The sequence below is a fragment of the Streptomyces sp. NBC_00536 genome (genome assembly GCF_036346295.1).
Lineage (GTDB): Bacteria > Actinomycetota > Actinomycetes > Streptomycetales > Streptomycetaceae > Streptomyces.
Window position 1 is genome coordinate 7,644,343 of the sequence record NZ_CP107819.1, and the last position, 13,171, is coordinate 7,657,513.

Consider the following 13,171-nt stretch of genomic DNA (forward strand, 5'->3'; position numbering starts at 1 on the left):
TGTCAGGATGCCGTCTTCCATTCACCGGGGCGACATCCGGGACTCCAGTAATGGGCTCAGTTGTCCATACAACTTGGAGCCCCCACGTGATCACCGCTCACACCCGGACCGTCGCCCTCGCCGCCGGTCTCGTCCTCTCCACCCTGGCCCTCTCGGCCTGTGGCGCCGCCCCCGACAAGGCGGCCGCCACGACCAAGGACGGCAAGAACGCCGCCACCGCGGCCTCCGCCGCCGACTTCGGCGGTATGGACGCGCTGGTCGCCGCCGCCAAGAAGGAAGGCACGCTCAACGCCATCGCCATCCCGCGCGACTGGGCGAACTACGGCGCCCTGATCGACGGCTTCACCAAGAAGTACGCGATCCAGGTCAAGGTGGAGAACCCGGACGGTTCCAGCTCGGACGAGGTCAACGCGGTGAAGTCCCGCAAGGGCCAGGACCGCGCCCCGGACGTCCTCGACCTCGGCGCGGCCTTCGCCCAGTCCGCGGCCGCCGAGAACCTGCTCGCCCCGTACAAGGTCACCGCCTTCGACAAGATCCCCGAGGGCCAGCGCGACCCGCAGGCCCGCTGGTTCAACGACTACGGCGGCTACGTCTCCATCGGCTGCGACGCCAAGCGCGTCAAGGTCTGCCCGCAGACCTTCGCGGACCTCCTCAAGCCCGAGTACAAGGGCCAGGTCGCCCTCAACGGCAACCCCACCAAGTCCGGCTCCGCCTACGCGGGCGTCTTCGCCGCCTCCCTCGCGAGCGGTGGCTCCTTCGACAACATCCAGCCCGGCCTCGACTTCTTCGGCAAGCTGAAGCAGAACGGGAACTACAACCCCGTCGAGTCCACCCCAGCCACCGTCGAGAAGGGCGAGACGCCCATCAGCATCGACTGGGACTACCTGAACGCCGGGTACGCCGAGCAGTTCAAGCCCAAGGGCATCGACTGGAAGGTCGCCGTCCCCGCCGACGGCCAGTTCGCCCAGTACTACTCCCAGGCGATCAACAAGGACGCCCCGCACCCGGCGGCCGCCCGCCTGTGGCAGGAGTACCTGTACAGCGCCGAGGGCCAGAACCTGTGGCTCAAGGGCCACGCCCGCCCGGTGCTGATGCCCGTCATGGAGGCCGACGGCACCCTCGACAAGACCGCTGCCGCCGCCCTGCCCCCGGTCACCGGCAGCCCCAGGTTCCCGAGCCAGGAGCAGACCGCCAAGGCCAAGGAAACCCTGGCCGGCGGCTGGGCCAAGGCCATCGCCGGCTGACGCGCAGATGACCCCCCACGCCTCGACCGCCGCCACGCCGGGCCCCGTGCCCGGCGCGGCGGCGGCCCCCGCCCCCGCCCCCGCGCGGTCCGCCCTGCCGCGGCCGCGCCCCGAGGCCGGCCCCGCCGCCCGCCCCGGATCCCGGCCCGGCCGCGGACCCCGGCGCCGCCCCGGCGCCTGGCTCGCCGCCGTCCCGCTGCTGCTCCTGGTCGGCCTCGCCTTCGGCCTCCCGGCCCTGGCCATGGTCTTCGGCGCCTTCAGCGTCAAGGACCCGGTCGCCGGCACCACCGCCTACGGCATGGACAACCTCACCCGCTCCGTCGACGGCGCCTACCGCACCGCCCTCATCGGCAGCGTGAAACTGTCCGCGCTCACCGCCGCCGCGGGCGCCCTCCTCGGGCTCCTCGTCGCGCAGGCCGTCGTCAGCTCCCGCAGCCGCGCGCTGCGCGAGGCCGTACTGACCGCGTCCGGGGTGCTCGCCAACTTCGGCGGCGTCCCGCTGGCCTTCGCCTTCGTCGCCACCCTCGGCAACGCGGGCGTCCTCACCACGGGCCTCGGCCTCGGCGCCCACGGCTGGTCCCTCTACGGCTTCTGGGGCCTGTCGCTGACCTACCTCTACTTCCTGGTCCCGCTGATGGTCCTCACCGTGGCCCCCGCCCTCGACGGGCTGCGCCCCCAGTGGCGCGAGGCCGCCCAGGACTGCGGCGCCTCCACCTGGGACTACTGGCGGCACATCGGGATCCCCGTCCTGCTGCCCACCCTCCTCGGCGGGTTCGTCCTGCTCTTCGGCAGCGCCTTCGCCGCCTACGCCACCGCCGCCGCCATGGTCGGCAGCTCCGTCCCCCTCGTCACCATGCAGATCGCCGACGCCCTCTCCGGGAACGTCCTGATCGGCCAGGAGAACGTGGCGCTCGCGCTCAGCCTGGACATGGTGCTGGTCGCGGTGCTCGTGATGGCCGTCCACCTGCCCCTCCAGCGAAGGAGCACCCGATGGCTCGCCTGAACCCGGCGACCCTCATCCCGGCGGTCCGGGTCCGGGGAAGGCTGCGGCCCGGCCGCACGGTCGTCCTGCTGCTGGCCGCGACGTACTTCCTCGTCCCGCTGCTGGCCTCGGCGGTCTTCACGCTCGACATCCCGGGCCAGGGCTGGACCCTCTCCGCCTACACCCGGATCGTGCACGCCGAGGGCTTCCTCACCGCCCTGACCCTCTCCCTCGGCCTGGCCGCGGCGACCGTGGCCCTGGTGCTGCTGGTCACCGTCCCGGCCGCCGTCGCGGTCCGGCTCGGGGCGCCCCGGCTGCGCTCCGTCCTGGAAGTCGTCTGCACCCTGCCGCTCGTGGTGCCGCCGGTCGCGCTGACCGCCGGGATCAGCACCGTCCTGCGCTGGGGCCCCGAGCAGCTCGCCGCGACCCCGCTCTACCAGACCTTCGTGGCCGTCCAGAACCCCTCCTTCCCGCTGATCCTGGTCCTGGCCTACGCCGTGATGGCCCTGCCGTTCGTCTACCGCGCGCTCGACGCCGGACTGCGCGCGGTGGACGTACGGACCCTCGTGGAGGCGGCCCGTGACCTCGGGGCGTCCTGGCCCCGCGCGCTGGTCCTCGCCGTCCTGCCCAACCTGCGCGGCGCGCTCCTCAACGCGTCCTTCCTCGCGCTGGCCCTGGTCCTGGGCGAGTTCACCGTCGCCCAGCTGCTCGGCTTCGAACCGTTCACCGTGTGGGTTGTCCAGGCCTCCGGCTCCGACGCCCGGCTGTCCGTCGCCGTGTCCCTGCTGAGCCTGTTGCTGACCTGGATCCTGCTGCTCGCCCTGACGGTGGCCGGCCGCAAACGCCACCACCGCACCTCCCGCACGAAGTCCGTATCCGTAGGAGTCACCCCCTGATGAACGCGATGACCGCGACCCGCACCGGAGCCAGCCTCGAACTGCGCGGCCTGCGCCGGGAATTCGGCTCGGCCGTGGCCCTCGACGGGCTCGACCTGGACGTGGCCCCGGGTGAACTCCTCGCCCTCCTCGGCCCGTCGGGCTGCGGCAAGACCACCGCCCTGCGCGTCCTCGCCGGGTTCGAACGGCCCGACGCCGGACAGGTTCTGCTCGACGGCAAGGACATCGTGCCGGTCCCGGCCAACCGCCGTGACACCGCGATGGTGTTCCAGTCGTACAGCCTCTTCCCGCACCTGAACGCCGCCGACAACGTCGGGTTCGGCCTGCGGATGCGCAAGGCGCCCGCCGCCGAACGGCGCACCCGCGCCGCCGAACTCCTCGAACTGGTCGGCCTGCCCGGCCACGGCGACCGCTACCCGCACCAGCTCTCCGGCGGCCAGCAGCAGCGCGTCGCCCTGGCCCGCGCCCTCGCCCTCCAGCCCCGGCTGCTGCTCCTCGACGAGCCGCTCTCCGCTCTCGACGCCCAGGTCCGGGTGACGCTGCGCGAGGAGATCCGCCGCCTCCAGCTGGAGCTGGGCATCACCACCGTCTTCGTCACCCACGACCAGGAAGAGGCCCTCTCGATGGCCGACCGGGTCGCGGTCATGCGCGGCGGCCGCCTCGAACAGTGCGCCACCCCCACCGAGTTGTACGCCCGCCCCGCCACCGGATTCGTCGCCGGCTTCATCGGCGCCATGAACCGCGTCCCCGCACGGGCCGCCGCCGACGGGACCGTCGAAGTGCTCGGCGTCCGGCTGCCCGTCGACGGACCGGCGCCCGCGCCCGGCCCCGTCGAGGCGCTGCTGCGCCCCGAGAGCCTGGAGGTCACCGCCCAGGACGACGGCCCCGGCCGCGTCCTCGCCACCGCCTTCCACGGCCCGACCGTACGGGTCCGCATCGAGCTGACCGACGGCGCGGACGCGGGGACCGAGCTGAAGGCCGACGTCCCCACGCACGCCGCGGCCGCCCTGCTGCCCGGCGCGCGCGTCACCGTACGCCCGCAGCCGCGCCCCGTGCTGCTCGCCGTCCCCGACGTCCAGGACGTCCAGGACGGCCCGGCATGAGCCTGCAGGCGGTCCTCTTCGACATGGACGGCACCCTGGTCGACACCGAGGGCGTGTGGCTGGAGGTGGTCGAGGCCGCCGCCGCACGCCGGGGGCGCGCCCTGGACCCCGCCCGCCGCACCGCGGTGACCGGGCGCTCCGTCGAGGACGCCGCCGCGCTGCTGGCCCGGTACCTGGACGCGCGGGAGCCGGACCTCGCCGCCGAACTCGGGGACGGCTTCGCCGCGCGGCTCGCCGCCGGCACCGTCCCGCGCCCCGGTGCGCTGCGGCTGCTCGCCGCGCTGCGCGCCGAATCCGTCCCCACCGCCCTGGTGTCGGCCTCGCCGCGCGCCGTGGTCCACCAGGTCGCGGGGACCCTGGACGGGCACCGCTTCGACGCGCTGTTCGGCGCGGAGGACACCGTACGGACCAAGCCCGAGCCGGACCCGTACCTGGCGGCCGCCCTCGCGCTCGGCGCCGCACCGGACCGCTGCGTCGCCGTCGAGGACAGCGCCACCGGCGTGACCTCCGCGCTCGCCGCGGGCTGCCGCGTGCTCGGGGTCCCCTCCACCGAACCGCTGGCCCCCGCACCCGGGTTGACCCTGCTCGGCTCGCTCGCGGACGCGGACCCCGCGCTGCTGCGCGCGCTGTGCGCGTGAGCGGCGCCGGGCGCACTCCAACCGCGGTGCGCACGCGCACACATGGCAAGCTTGATCCGTGAACCAGGCACCCCGCAAAACCCCGTTGTACCTCCGCGTCGCCGCCGACCTGCGGACCGCCATCACGGCGGGCGAATACGGATCCGGGGCCAGACTGCCCGCGGAGGACGAACTCGCCCGCCGTCACGGCGTGTCCAGGGGTACGGTCCGCCAGGCGCTCGCCGCGCTGCGCACCGACGGCCTCATCACCTCGCGCCGGGGCACCCGCCGGGTGGTCCTGGCCGCGCCCGGCGACGCGGGCTCCGCGGAACTGCGCAGCTTCACCCGGTGGGCACGCTCGCTCGGCCGTGAACCGGGGGGCCGGACGGTCGCGGTGGACCGGGTGGCGGCCGACGCCGAAGAGGCCGAACACCTGCGGATCGGCCCCGGGGACACGGTCTACCGGGTGCGGCGGCTGCGGACGCTGGCCGGGGCCCCGGTGATGGTGGAACGCACGACCTACCCGGAGGCCGTCGGCGCCCTGGTCGCGGGCATGCCGCGGGACACCGTCTCGTACTCCGAGGAACTCGCCCTGCACGGCGTGCTGTTCATGGACGCCCACCACACCATCGACCTCGTGGCGGCGGACGCGGACGACGCCGAACTGCTCGGCTGCCGGGCCGGGGAAGCGCTGCTGCGCGAGCGGCGGCGCTCCACCGACCCGGCGGGCACCCCGATGGAGTGGTCGCAGGACCGCTACCTGCCGGGGACGGTGGCCTTCACGGTGCACACGACGGCGGCCAGCGCCCTCGGCCGCAGCCTCGCCCCCTGATCGGGGGCGAGGCGCCGGCGGTCAGGCGCGCTGGACCAGCAGGGACGCCAGCAGCGGCCGGAAGTGGCCGAACCCGGGGGTGGGCATGTCCGGATCCTTGGCCCGCTCGTCCCAGCGGCGCACGGCGACCGCGTCGGCCGCCCCCGGCAACGCCTCGAAGGCGCGGGCCTGCTCCGCGGGCATCGGGCCGCCCTGCATCCGCAGGGTGTGCACGGAGGCCTCCGAGAGCAGGGCGAAGTAACCCGGTTCGACGGTGCACAGGTAGCGTTTGGCGGCCACGTGCAGCCGCACCGGCTCGGTGACCTCGGGCCCGAACCACTGCCCGAGCCAGTCCGCCCCGGTGTGGCTGTGCCGGTTGTCCTGGTGACCCTCCATCAGATCCCGTCCGGTGACCGCCCCTTGGAAGTGCCCGACATCGTGCAGCAGCGCGGCGGCGATCAGCGGCGCGGGCGCCCCGGCGGCTTCGGCGAGCGCGCCCGCCTGGAGCATGTGCCCGGCCTGGGTGACGGCCTCGCCCAGGTACTCGGCGCTGCCCTCGCCCTCGAAGAGCGTGGCCAGTTCGTCGAGCGGGTTCATCGCGCGCCCCCCTCGCGGCGCAGGACGGCGAGGGTGGAGGCGAGGCCGTCGAGGTCGGCGTAGGTCCCCTGGAGGTGGCGCGCACCGGACTCGGCGAAGGCCGTCCGGGCGTGCAGCAGCCGGGTGTTGTCGAAGACGAGGCAGTCGCCGGGCGTGAGCCGGAAGTCCAGTTGCAGCTCCGGGCGCAGCAGCAGCGCGGCGAAGCTCCGGTAGGCGCGGTAGAACGCGTCGAGGACCTCGGCCGGGTGGTGCAGGGTCCCGGTCGAGCGGTTGTTGAAGCGGACCTCGCGGATCCGGCCGAGGGCGTCGGTCTCGATCAGCGGCCGCTGGGCGCGCAGTTCGGTGCGCGCGTCGGCGAAGACGAACTCGACCGGGGTCCGGGTCAGGACCTCGAAGGCGGCCGGGTCCTCGGCGCGCAGCAGGGCGGCCGCGTGGAACCCGTCGACCAGCCCGGAGTCCCCGCCGCTCGCCTCGTTGGCGAGGCAGTGCAGGAGCTGGAGGGTGGGTACCGGGTCGCGGTAGGGATTGTCGGTGTGCGGGGTGATCCGGGCCCCGGTGAAGGCCAGGTTGTTGGGATCGGCCTCGACCCGCACCTCGAACAGCTCGCCGTAGTTCGTCTCGCGGACGAAACCGAAGGTCCGGGCCACGTCCAGGACCTGGCGGTCGCGGAGGGGGACGTCACGGAGCAGCACGAAGCCGAGCCGCCGGACGCCGTCCAGGGCGTGGATCCGTACCGCGTCGTCCGTGCTGTACGCGGCCCAGTGGGCCTGCGGCAACCGGCCCCGCAGGTCGGCGGCGGCCCACAGCTCCTTGTCGGCCTCCGTCCGCCCGTCGCCGGGGTGCGGGGCCTCCCGCTCGGGTGCGTGCGCGTCCAGCCAGGCCAGCGGGTACAGCGAGCGGTGGCCGTCCGGTGCCCAGACGATCTCGCGGGCGGGCTCGCCGAGCGGCGTGCGGGCCTCCCGGGCGGAGCCGATCGCCAGGCCGGCCGGGAGGTCGGTGATCTGGAACAGCTTCTGTCCGTTGCGCGGGTCGCGGCAGTCGGTGCAGGGGCAGTTGTCGCGCAGCCAGAAGGCGGGTGGGTGGGGGATCGTCGTCGTTGCCGTCATCACGGCTCCCGTCGTCGTGTCTCTCGTCGTCTTCGCGGTGCTCTCGCCCGCGTGGGTCAAAGTTGTATGTACAACTTCGACCCACGGGCAGGGTGGCATCCGCGCATGACGAAGAGGTGGCGACGGGGTGGACGGTCCGCTTACTGCCGGCCCGCTTGCTGCCGGTCCGCCTGCTGCCGGTCCGCCTATTGGGGGGCGATGACGACGGCCGTCCCGTAGGCGCACACCTCGGTTCCGACGTCGGCGGCGTCCGTCACGTCGAACCGCATCATCAGTACCGCGTTCGCGCCGCGGGCCTGCGCCTGCTCGATGAGCCGTTCCATGGCCTGGTTGCGGGTCTGCACCAGGGTCTTGGTCAGGCCCTTAAGCTCGCCGCCGATCATCGACTTGAGGCCCGCGCCGATCTGGCTGCCGAGGTGGCGCGAGCGGACGGTGAGCCCGAAGACCTCGCCGATCACCTGCTGGACGCGATAGCCCGGAACGTCGTTCGTCGTGACGACGAGCACCGCGGACTGAGGTCCGGTGCCGCCGCCGTAATCATCGATTCCCATGCGGCCACTCTCCCGCCGCACCCCGCCACCCGCATCCCGGCGCGCGACGGGGCCGTGGGTCAGTCCGTCGCCAGAGCGGCTGCCGCCGCCCGCCGCCCGCGCTTGCCGAGCGGAGCGAGGGACAGGTCCTGGGACTGGGACTTGAGGTTCTTGAAGCCGTACCCGTGCTCCGTCAGCCAGGCCTCGGCGGCCAGCTCCGCCCGCGCGCCCGCGTCGAGGATGTCCTCCTCCTTCTCGCCCGAGTCCAGGAAGCGGAAGGTGAAGAACGGCCGGGAGCCGATGTCGTAGCTCAGATGGCCCTCGGTGGTGAACTCCGCCCGCAGGACGTCGTGCTCCGGCGCGCGGGCGGCCAGCTCGGCGTGCTGCTCAGGGGTGAGCCCGTCGAAGGCCCCGCGGACGGTGATGCGGAAGGTGCGAGTGCTCATCCCCCGACTCTAGGCCGGGGCTCCGGGCGGCCGCACCACGTTTTCACCCGGCCGTACGGCGCAGCACCAGGGACAGGAAACCGAAGCTGTCCCGATAGGTGTGCAGCCACTCGGAGCGGCGTTCGGCGGCCGTCTCCAGGGCCTGGGCGCTGTCCGGGTCCTCCGGGTGGTCCAGCGCCCAGTCGGCCAGCGTGCCCCAGAGGGCCCATTCGTAGGCGTCGAGCTCCTGGCGGGTGCTGACGTGCGCGTGCACCGGAGTCCAGCCCGCGGCGGTGATCTGGTCCAGGGTGGTCGCCAGGTCGCCGTATTCGCCGAGCATCTCCACGGCCTCCGGGGACGGCTCGCGCTCCCAGAAGGCGTCACCGATCAGCACCCGTCCGCCGGGCGCCAGGTGGGCCGCCGCCGCGTCCAGGGTGGGCAGCAGCCCGCCGAAGGCGTGGCTGGACCCCACGTTCAGGATCAGGTCGAAGGTGTGCGGCGCGGTGAAGGCCGCGGCCTCCTGCTGGTGCAGGACCAGCCGGTCCTGCACCCCGCGCGCACGCGCCGCCTCGGAGGCCTGTTCCAGGGCCTCGGTGGACACGTCGACGCCCTCGGCCCGTACCTCGGGATGGGCCGAGAGCGCGCGCAGCAGCCATTCCGCCGTGCCGCAGCCGAGATCGAGCAGGCGCGCTTGGCCGTGGGCGACGCCGTGCTCCAGCAACCGCTGCACCGACGCGTCGTCGAGCGGGGACTTGATCGGGTGGCGGGTGTGGGCGATGCGGGAGATCTGTTCACGGTTCATGGTCATGGCCGCACCCTCACATCCGGCCCGCGCATCCGCACCCGAATTTTTCATGATCCGTTAGGTCGGGGCGCGTTTCCTCGCGGAACCGTTTCATCGCGGGCTCGTGCGGCCGAGAGCCTGCGCGCGGTGCAGGGCCAGCGCCGCCAGCGCCTCGGGCGCCCCGGCCTGGCCCCGGATGCCGGGGAAGGCGTTGATGTCCACGATCAGCGGTTCCCCGCCGGTCCCCGCCCGCTCGCCGTCGCCGTCGCCGTCGCCGCCGCCGTCGGCACCGGCGGCGATGATGTCCACGCCGTACACGTCCAGGGCGAAGACCTCGCCGACCGCGCGGACCAGATCGGCCCAGCCCGGCGGCAGGTCGTCGAGCGCCAGCGGCACGGTGGGGCCGCGCCCGCCGGGCGACAGCTCGGACCGGCGCAGCGCCGCGAAGACCCGGTCGCCGATCGCCCACAGCTTGTGGTCCCAGCCGCTGTTGGGCGCGAACTCCTGCACCACGACCGGTTCCCCGGCCCACTGGCGGGCCAGCGCGCTCAGCCGCGCGCCGTCGTCGACCCGGGCCACCAGATCGCCGCGGCGGCTGTGCCGGCTCTTGACCACGACCGGTCCCGGCAGCGGCGGGCCCGCGGCCAGCGCGGCGAGGGAGGCGTGCGCGCGGGTGGCGGCGAAGGGCAGTCCGGCCCCGCGGGCCAGCTCCGCCATCGCCGTACGGTCCTGGCACAGGGCGGTGGCCGCCGCCGAGTTGATCACCGGGGCCCCGAGCGCCTCCGCTTCCCGGGCCAGGGCGAGGGCCCGCGGCGTACGGGACTTGAGCAGGTACACATCGGCGGGCGGTCCCGGGAGTTCCGTCGCGGTGCCCGGGTCCAGCGCCTCGACCCGGTGCCGGGGGGAGAGCAGCGCGGTGGCGCCCGCCAGCAGGGGATGGCCGGGCTCGGGGGTGATCAGGCCGATCCTCACAGCGCCTCGCCCGCCGGCACGGCCGTGGGGACGGAAGCGGGTGCGCTCCTCGCCGACGGCGCGCCCGCCCCGTTCGCCGACGAGGCGCCCGCCACCGACGACGCCCCCGCCGCGCCCACCTGCGCCGGGATCGAGGGGGACCGCAGGCCCGTGCCCGCGCCCGCGGAGCCCGGCGCTCCGGCCCGGGCCAGCCCGAGCACCGCCCGGGCCACCCGCGCCGCCGCGTCCGGCACCTGGCGGAAGCTCGGGAAGTCGTTCACGTCGACCACCACCGGGCCGTCGGGGCCGAGGATCACGTCGACCCCGTACAGGTCGAGCCCGTACACCGCGCCCACCTGCCCGGCTATCGCGGCCACTTCGGCGGACAGCGGGACGCGCCGCTCCCGTACCGAGTGGTCCGGGTGCAGCGGCGAGCGGCGCTCGGTCGCGTACAGCTCGCCGCAGACGCTGTACACCTTGATGTCGGTGCCCGCGTTGGGTACGTACGGCTGCGCGATCAGCATGCCCTCGCCCGCCAGTTCCGGGAGCATCGCGGCCAGCCGGTCCGGTGAGGACACCAGGTACACGGCCCGGCCGGAGCTGCCGTCGGCGGGCTTGACGACCAGCGGGTACTCCGCGTCCGGTATCTCCAGCAGGAGTTCGGGGCGGGCCACCGCGTACGTCGGGGGCAGCGGCAGGCCGCGGCTGCTGCCCAGGGCGGCGGCGAGCGCCTTGTCCCGGACGCCGCGGATCGCGCGGGCGTCGTTGACCGTGGTCATCCCGGCCCCCGCGGCGGCTTCGAGCAGGGTGAGTCCGGGGCCGCCGGAGACGGTCTTGAGCACCCAGGCGTCGTGGGTACCGGTGCGGACCGCCTCGGTCATGCGCAGGAGGGAACCGCCGGGCCGCACCACGTCCACGTGGTGGCCCCACGCGGTGAGCTGCCCGATCACCTCGTTCGGCATGCCGTCATGGCGGTACTGCTCCTCCACCAGAAAGCAGAGCCTCATCGACCTTCCCTGTCTGCCCGGACATCGACCGGTCCGGCCCGGCGAGTTGTGACGTCATAGGATGTCATGAACCGCCACGAGCCCGGCATCGGTGTGCTGTTCCCGGCTCCCGGGGGGTGCGGACCCCGTCCCGGTACGGACCCCCGCGTCCCGGTCCGCCCGTCAACGGGCGATGAGCGGCGCCGACTTGGCCGGATCGGCAAACCCTTGGGAATGAAGTGGTCTGGACCCTTGACCGAGGGTTGGTCCAGACCAATCATGGGGCGTCCGCCCATCCGCACGCTCACGCCCCACCGGGAGCAACGATGAGACGCCCCAGGCCCCTGCACGCCTTACTGGCCGCCCTCTGCACGGTCACCGCCTCCGCCGGCCTCGTCCTCGCGGCCGACTCCGCCGCGCACGCCGCCGCGACCCCGCTGCCCGCGCACGTCTTCGCCCCGTACTTCGAGGCGTACTCGAACGACAGCCCCGCCGACCTCGCCCAGAAGTCCGGCGCGAAGTACCTCACCATGGCGTTCGTCCAGACCGAGGCCAAGGGATCGTGCACCCCCTACTGGAACGGCTCGACCGCCCAGCCGGTCTCCTCCGCCGTCTTCGGCGCCGACTTCGCGACCATCCGCTCGCGCGGCGGTGACGTCATCCCCTCCTTCGGCGGGTACGCGGCCGACAACGGCGGCACCGAGATCGCCGACAGCTGCAGCAGCGTGGACTCGATCGCCGCCGCCTACGAGAAGGTGATCACCACCTACGACATGGCGCGCCTCGACATGGACATCGAGGACAACTCGCTGACCAACAAGGCCGGCATCGACCGCCGCAACCAGGCCATCAAGAAGGTCCAGGACTGGGCCGCGGCGAGCGGCCGCCCGCTGCAGATCTCCTACACCCTGCCCACCACCACCGGCGGCCTCGCGAGCAGCGGACTGGCCGTCCTCAAGAGCGCCAAGACCGCGGGCGCGCAGGTCGACGTCGTGAACCTGATGACCTTCGACTACTACGACAACGCGAGCCACAACATGGCGGCCGACACCCAGACCGCCGCCACCGGCCTCTACAACCAGCTCGCCACCCTCTACCCGGCCAAGACCCCCGCCCAGCTGTGGGGGATGATCGGCGTCACCGAGATGCCCGGCATCGACGACTTCGGCGCCGCCGAGACCTTCACCACCGCCGACGCGAGCGCCGTCTACAACTGGGCCGTCGGCAAGGGCATCAACACCCTCTCCTTCTGGGCCCTGCAGCGCGACAACGGCGGCTGCCCCGGCACCGGCGGCTCCGACACCTGCTCGGGCATCGCCCAGGACCCCTGGTACTTCACCCACACCTTCGCCCCCTTCACCGGGGGCGGCGGACCGGTGGCCGACGACTTCTCCCTCGCCGTCGCCCCCGGATCGGCCTCGGTGACACCCGGCGGCGCGGCCGCCACGGCCACGGTGAGCACGGCCGTCACCTCCGGCAGCGCCAAGACCCTCACCCTGACCACCTCCGGAGCCCCGGCCGGGGTCACCGCCACGCTCAGCCCCGGCACGGTCACGGCGGGCGGCTCGGCGCAGCTCACCGTCACCGCCGCGGCCTCGGCGGCGCCGGGCACCTACCCGGTCACCGTGACCGGGACGGCGGGACAGCTCACCCACTCCGCGACCTTCACCCTCACCGTCTCCGGCCCGGGCGGCGGCAGCGGCGCCCTGGTCAACGGCGGCTTCGAGAGCGGGGCGCTCGCCCCGTGGACCTGTGAGAGCGGGGGCGCGGTGGTGGCGACCCCGGCGCACGGGGGCTCGTACGCGCTGAAGACCGCGCCGACCGCCGGTCAGACGGGGGAATGCACGCAGACCCTCACACTCACCCCGAACACCAAGTACACGCTGAGCGGATGGGTCCAGGGCAGCTACGCCTACCTGGGCGTGCGGGGCGGCGCCAGCGGCAGCGCGTGGACCAGCTCCGCTTCCTGGAGCAAGCTGTCGGTCCCCTTCACCACCGGGGCCTCCGGCACGGTCACCGTGTACCTGCACGGCTGGTACGGCCAGGGATCCGTCTACGGGGACGACCTCGCGGTCGGATAGACCGGACCCCCTCTCGGTGCGGCGGCGGTCGCGACCCCGGTGACAGGGGGCGCGGCCG

General features: G+C 73.8%; 14 protein-coding genes. 7 read left to right on the forward strand and 7 right to left on the reverse strand.

Going from position 1 to position 13,171, the window contains the following annotated elements; translation table 11 throughout:
• Positions 1-86 precede the first annotated feature (86 nt).
• From OHS33_RS32690 to OHS33_RS32715, 6 genes are read left to right on the forward strand one after another with little or no spacing between them, the layout of a single operon-like run.
• Positions 87-1,244, forward strand: a complete 1,158-nt coding sequence (locus OHS33_RS32690; protein WP_330334025.1) for an ABC transporter substrate-binding protein — start codon at positions 87-89, stop codon at positions 1,242-1,244.
• Positions 1,245-1,251: 7 nt separating this feature from the next.
• Positions 1,252-2,247, forward strand: coding sequence for an ABC transporter permease (locus tag OHS33_RS32695; protein WP_330334026.1), 996 nt, complete (start codon positions 1,252-1,254; stop codon positions 2,245-2,247).
• Positions 2,235-3,122 carry an ABC transporter permease gene (locus OHS33_RS32700; RefSeq protein WP_330334027.1) on the forward strand — a complete coding sequence of 296 codons (888 nt, stop codon included), beginning with the start codon at positions 2,235-2,237 and terminating at the stop codon, positions 3,120-3,122. The genes OHS33_RS32695 and OHS33_RS32700 overlap by 13 nt, the downstream gene beginning before the upstream one ends.
• Positions 3,122-4,225, forward strand: a complete 1,104-nt coding sequence (locus tag OHS33_RS32705; RefSeq protein ID WP_330334028.1) for an ABC transporter ATP-binding protein — start codon at positions 3,122-3,124, stop codon at positions 4,223-4,225. Before OHS33_RS32700 ends, OHS33_RS32705 begins: the two co-directional genes overlap by 1 nt.
• Positions 4,222-4,863 carry an HAD family hydrolase gene (locus OHS33_RS32710; protein WP_330334029.1) on the forward strand — a complete coding sequence of 214 codons (642 nt, stop codon included), beginning with the start codon at positions 4,222-4,224 and terminating at the stop codon, positions 4,861-4,863. The genes OHS33_RS32705 and OHS33_RS32710 overlap by 4 nt, the downstream gene beginning before the upstream one ends.
• A gap of 58 nt (positions 4,864-4,921) precedes the next feature.
• A complete protein-coding gene (locus tag OHS33_RS32715; protein WP_330334030.1) occupies positions 4,922-5,674 on the forward strand; it encodes a GntR family transcriptional regulator in 753 nt (250 codons plus the stop codon).
• 21 nt (positions 5,675-5,695) lie between these two features.
• On the opposite strand, the gene OHS33_RS32720 is transcribed toward OHS33_RS32715, so the two are convergent.
• The 7 genes from OHS33_RS32720 to OHS33_RS32750 all read right to left on the reverse strand — a co-directional run bounded on the left by OHS33_RS32720 (position 5,696) and on the right by OHS33_RS32750 (position 11,053).
• Positions 5,696-6,250: a phosphonate degradation HD-domain oxygenase gene (locus OHS33_RS32720; protein WP_330334031.1), complete on the reverse strand. Its 555-nt coding sequence runs from the start codon at positions 6,248-6,250 to the stop codon at positions 5,696-5,698.
• A complete protein-coding gene (tmpA, locus tag OHS33_RS32725; protein ID WP_330334032.1) occupies positions 6,247-7,356 on the reverse strand; it encodes a 2-trimethylaminoethylphosphonate dioxygenase in 1,110 nt (369 codons plus the stop codon). Before tmpA ends, OHS33_RS32720 begins: the two co-directional genes overlap by 4 nt.
• 185 nt (positions 7,357-7,541) lie before the next feature.
• A complete protein-coding gene (locus OHS33_RS32730) occupies positions 7,542-7,907 on the reverse strand; it encodes a YbjQ family protein (RefSeq protein WP_330334033.1) in 366 nt (121 codons plus the stop codon).
• A 59-nt stretch (positions 7,908-7,966) separates the two neighbouring features.
• Positions 7,967-8,332 carry a DUF6204 family protein gene (locus tag OHS33_RS32735; RefSeq protein WP_330334034.1) on the reverse strand — a complete coding sequence of 122 codons (366 nt, stop codon included), beginning with the start codon at positions 8,330-8,332 and terminating at the stop codon, positions 7,967-7,969.
• Positions 8,333-8,375: 43 nt separating this feature from the next.
• A complete protein-coding gene (locus tag OHS33_RS32740; protein WP_330335295.1) occupies positions 8,376-9,113 on the reverse strand; it encodes an SAM-dependent methyltransferase in 738 nt (245 codons plus the stop codon).
• A 93-nt stretch (positions 9,114-9,206) separates the two neighbouring features.
• The gene (locus OHS33_RS32745) at positions 9,207-10,067 is read right to left on the reverse strand and encodes an ATP-grasp domain-containing protein (RefSeq protein ID WP_330334035.1); all 861 of its coding nucleotides are present in this window, start codon (positions 10,065-10,067) and stop codon (positions 9,207-9,209) included.
• Positions 10,064-11,053, reverse strand: a complete 990-nt coding sequence (locus OHS33_RS32750; protein WP_330334036.1) for an ATP-grasp domain-containing protein — start codon at positions 11,051-11,053, stop codon at positions 10,064-10,066. Before OHS33_RS32750 ends, OHS33_RS32745 begins: the two co-directional genes overlap by 4 nt.
• A gap of 305 nt (positions 11,054-11,358) precedes the next feature.
• Between OHS33_RS32750 and OHS33_RS32755 the strand changes: the two genes are divergently transcribed.
• Positions 11,359-13,113, forward strand: a complete 1,755-nt coding sequence (locus OHS33_RS32755) for a glycosyl hydrolase family 18 protein (protein ID WP_330334037.1) — start codon at positions 11,359-11,361, stop codon at positions 13,111-13,113.
• The last annotated feature ends 58 nt before the right edge of the window (positions 13,114-13,171 follow it).

What these genes read in the sequence shown, in the direction of transcription:
- OHS33_RS32695 (WP_330334026.1), top strand. Translation starts at nt 1,252, where the DNA reads ATGACCCCCCACGCCTCGACCGCCGCCACGCCGGGCCCCGTGCCCGGC.
- OHS33_RS32700 (WP_330334027.1), top strand. Translation starts at nt 2,235, where the DNA reads ATGGCTCGCCTGAACCCGGCGACCCTCATCCCGGCGGTCCGGGTCCGG.
- OHS33_RS32705 (WP_330334028.1), top strand. Translation starts at nt 3,122, where the DNA reads ATGAACGCGATGACCGCGACCCGCACCGGAGCCAGCCTCGAACTGCGC.
- OHS33_RS32710 (WP_330334029.1), top strand. Translation starts at nt 4,222, where the DNA reads ATGAGCCTGCAGGCGGTCCTCTTCGACATGGACGGCACCCTGGTCGAC.
- OHS33_RS32720 (WP_330334031.1), bottom strand. Translation starts at nt 6,250, where the DNA reads ATGAACCCGCTCGACGAACTGGCCACGCTCTTCGAGGGCGAGGGCAGC.
- tmpA (WP_330334032.1), bottom strand. Translation starts at nt 7,356, where the DNA reads ATGACGGCAACGACGACGATCCCCCACCCACCCGCCTTCTGGCTGCGC.
- OHS33_RS32730 (WP_330334033.1), bottom strand. Translation starts at nt 7,907, where the DNA reads ATGGGAATCGATGATTACGGCGGCGGCACCGGACCTCAGTCCGCGGTG.
- OHS33_RS32735 (WP_330334034.1), bottom strand. Translation starts at nt 8,332, where the DNA reads ATGAGCACTCGCACCTTCCGCATCACCGTCCGCGGGGCCTTCGACGGG.
- OHS33_RS32740 (WP_330335295.1), bottom strand. Translation starts at nt 9,113, where the DNA reads ATGAACCGTGAACAGATCTCCCGCATCGCCCACACCCGCCACCCGATC.
- OHS33_RS32750 (WP_330334036.1), bottom strand. Translation starts at nt 11,053, where the DNA reads ATGAGGCTCTGCTTTCTGGTGGAGGAGCAGTACCGCCATGACGGCATG.
- OHS33_RS32755 (WP_330334037.1), top strand. Translation starts at nt 11,359, where the DNA reads ATGAGACGCCCCAGGCCCCTGCACGCCTTACTGGCCGCCCTCTGCACG.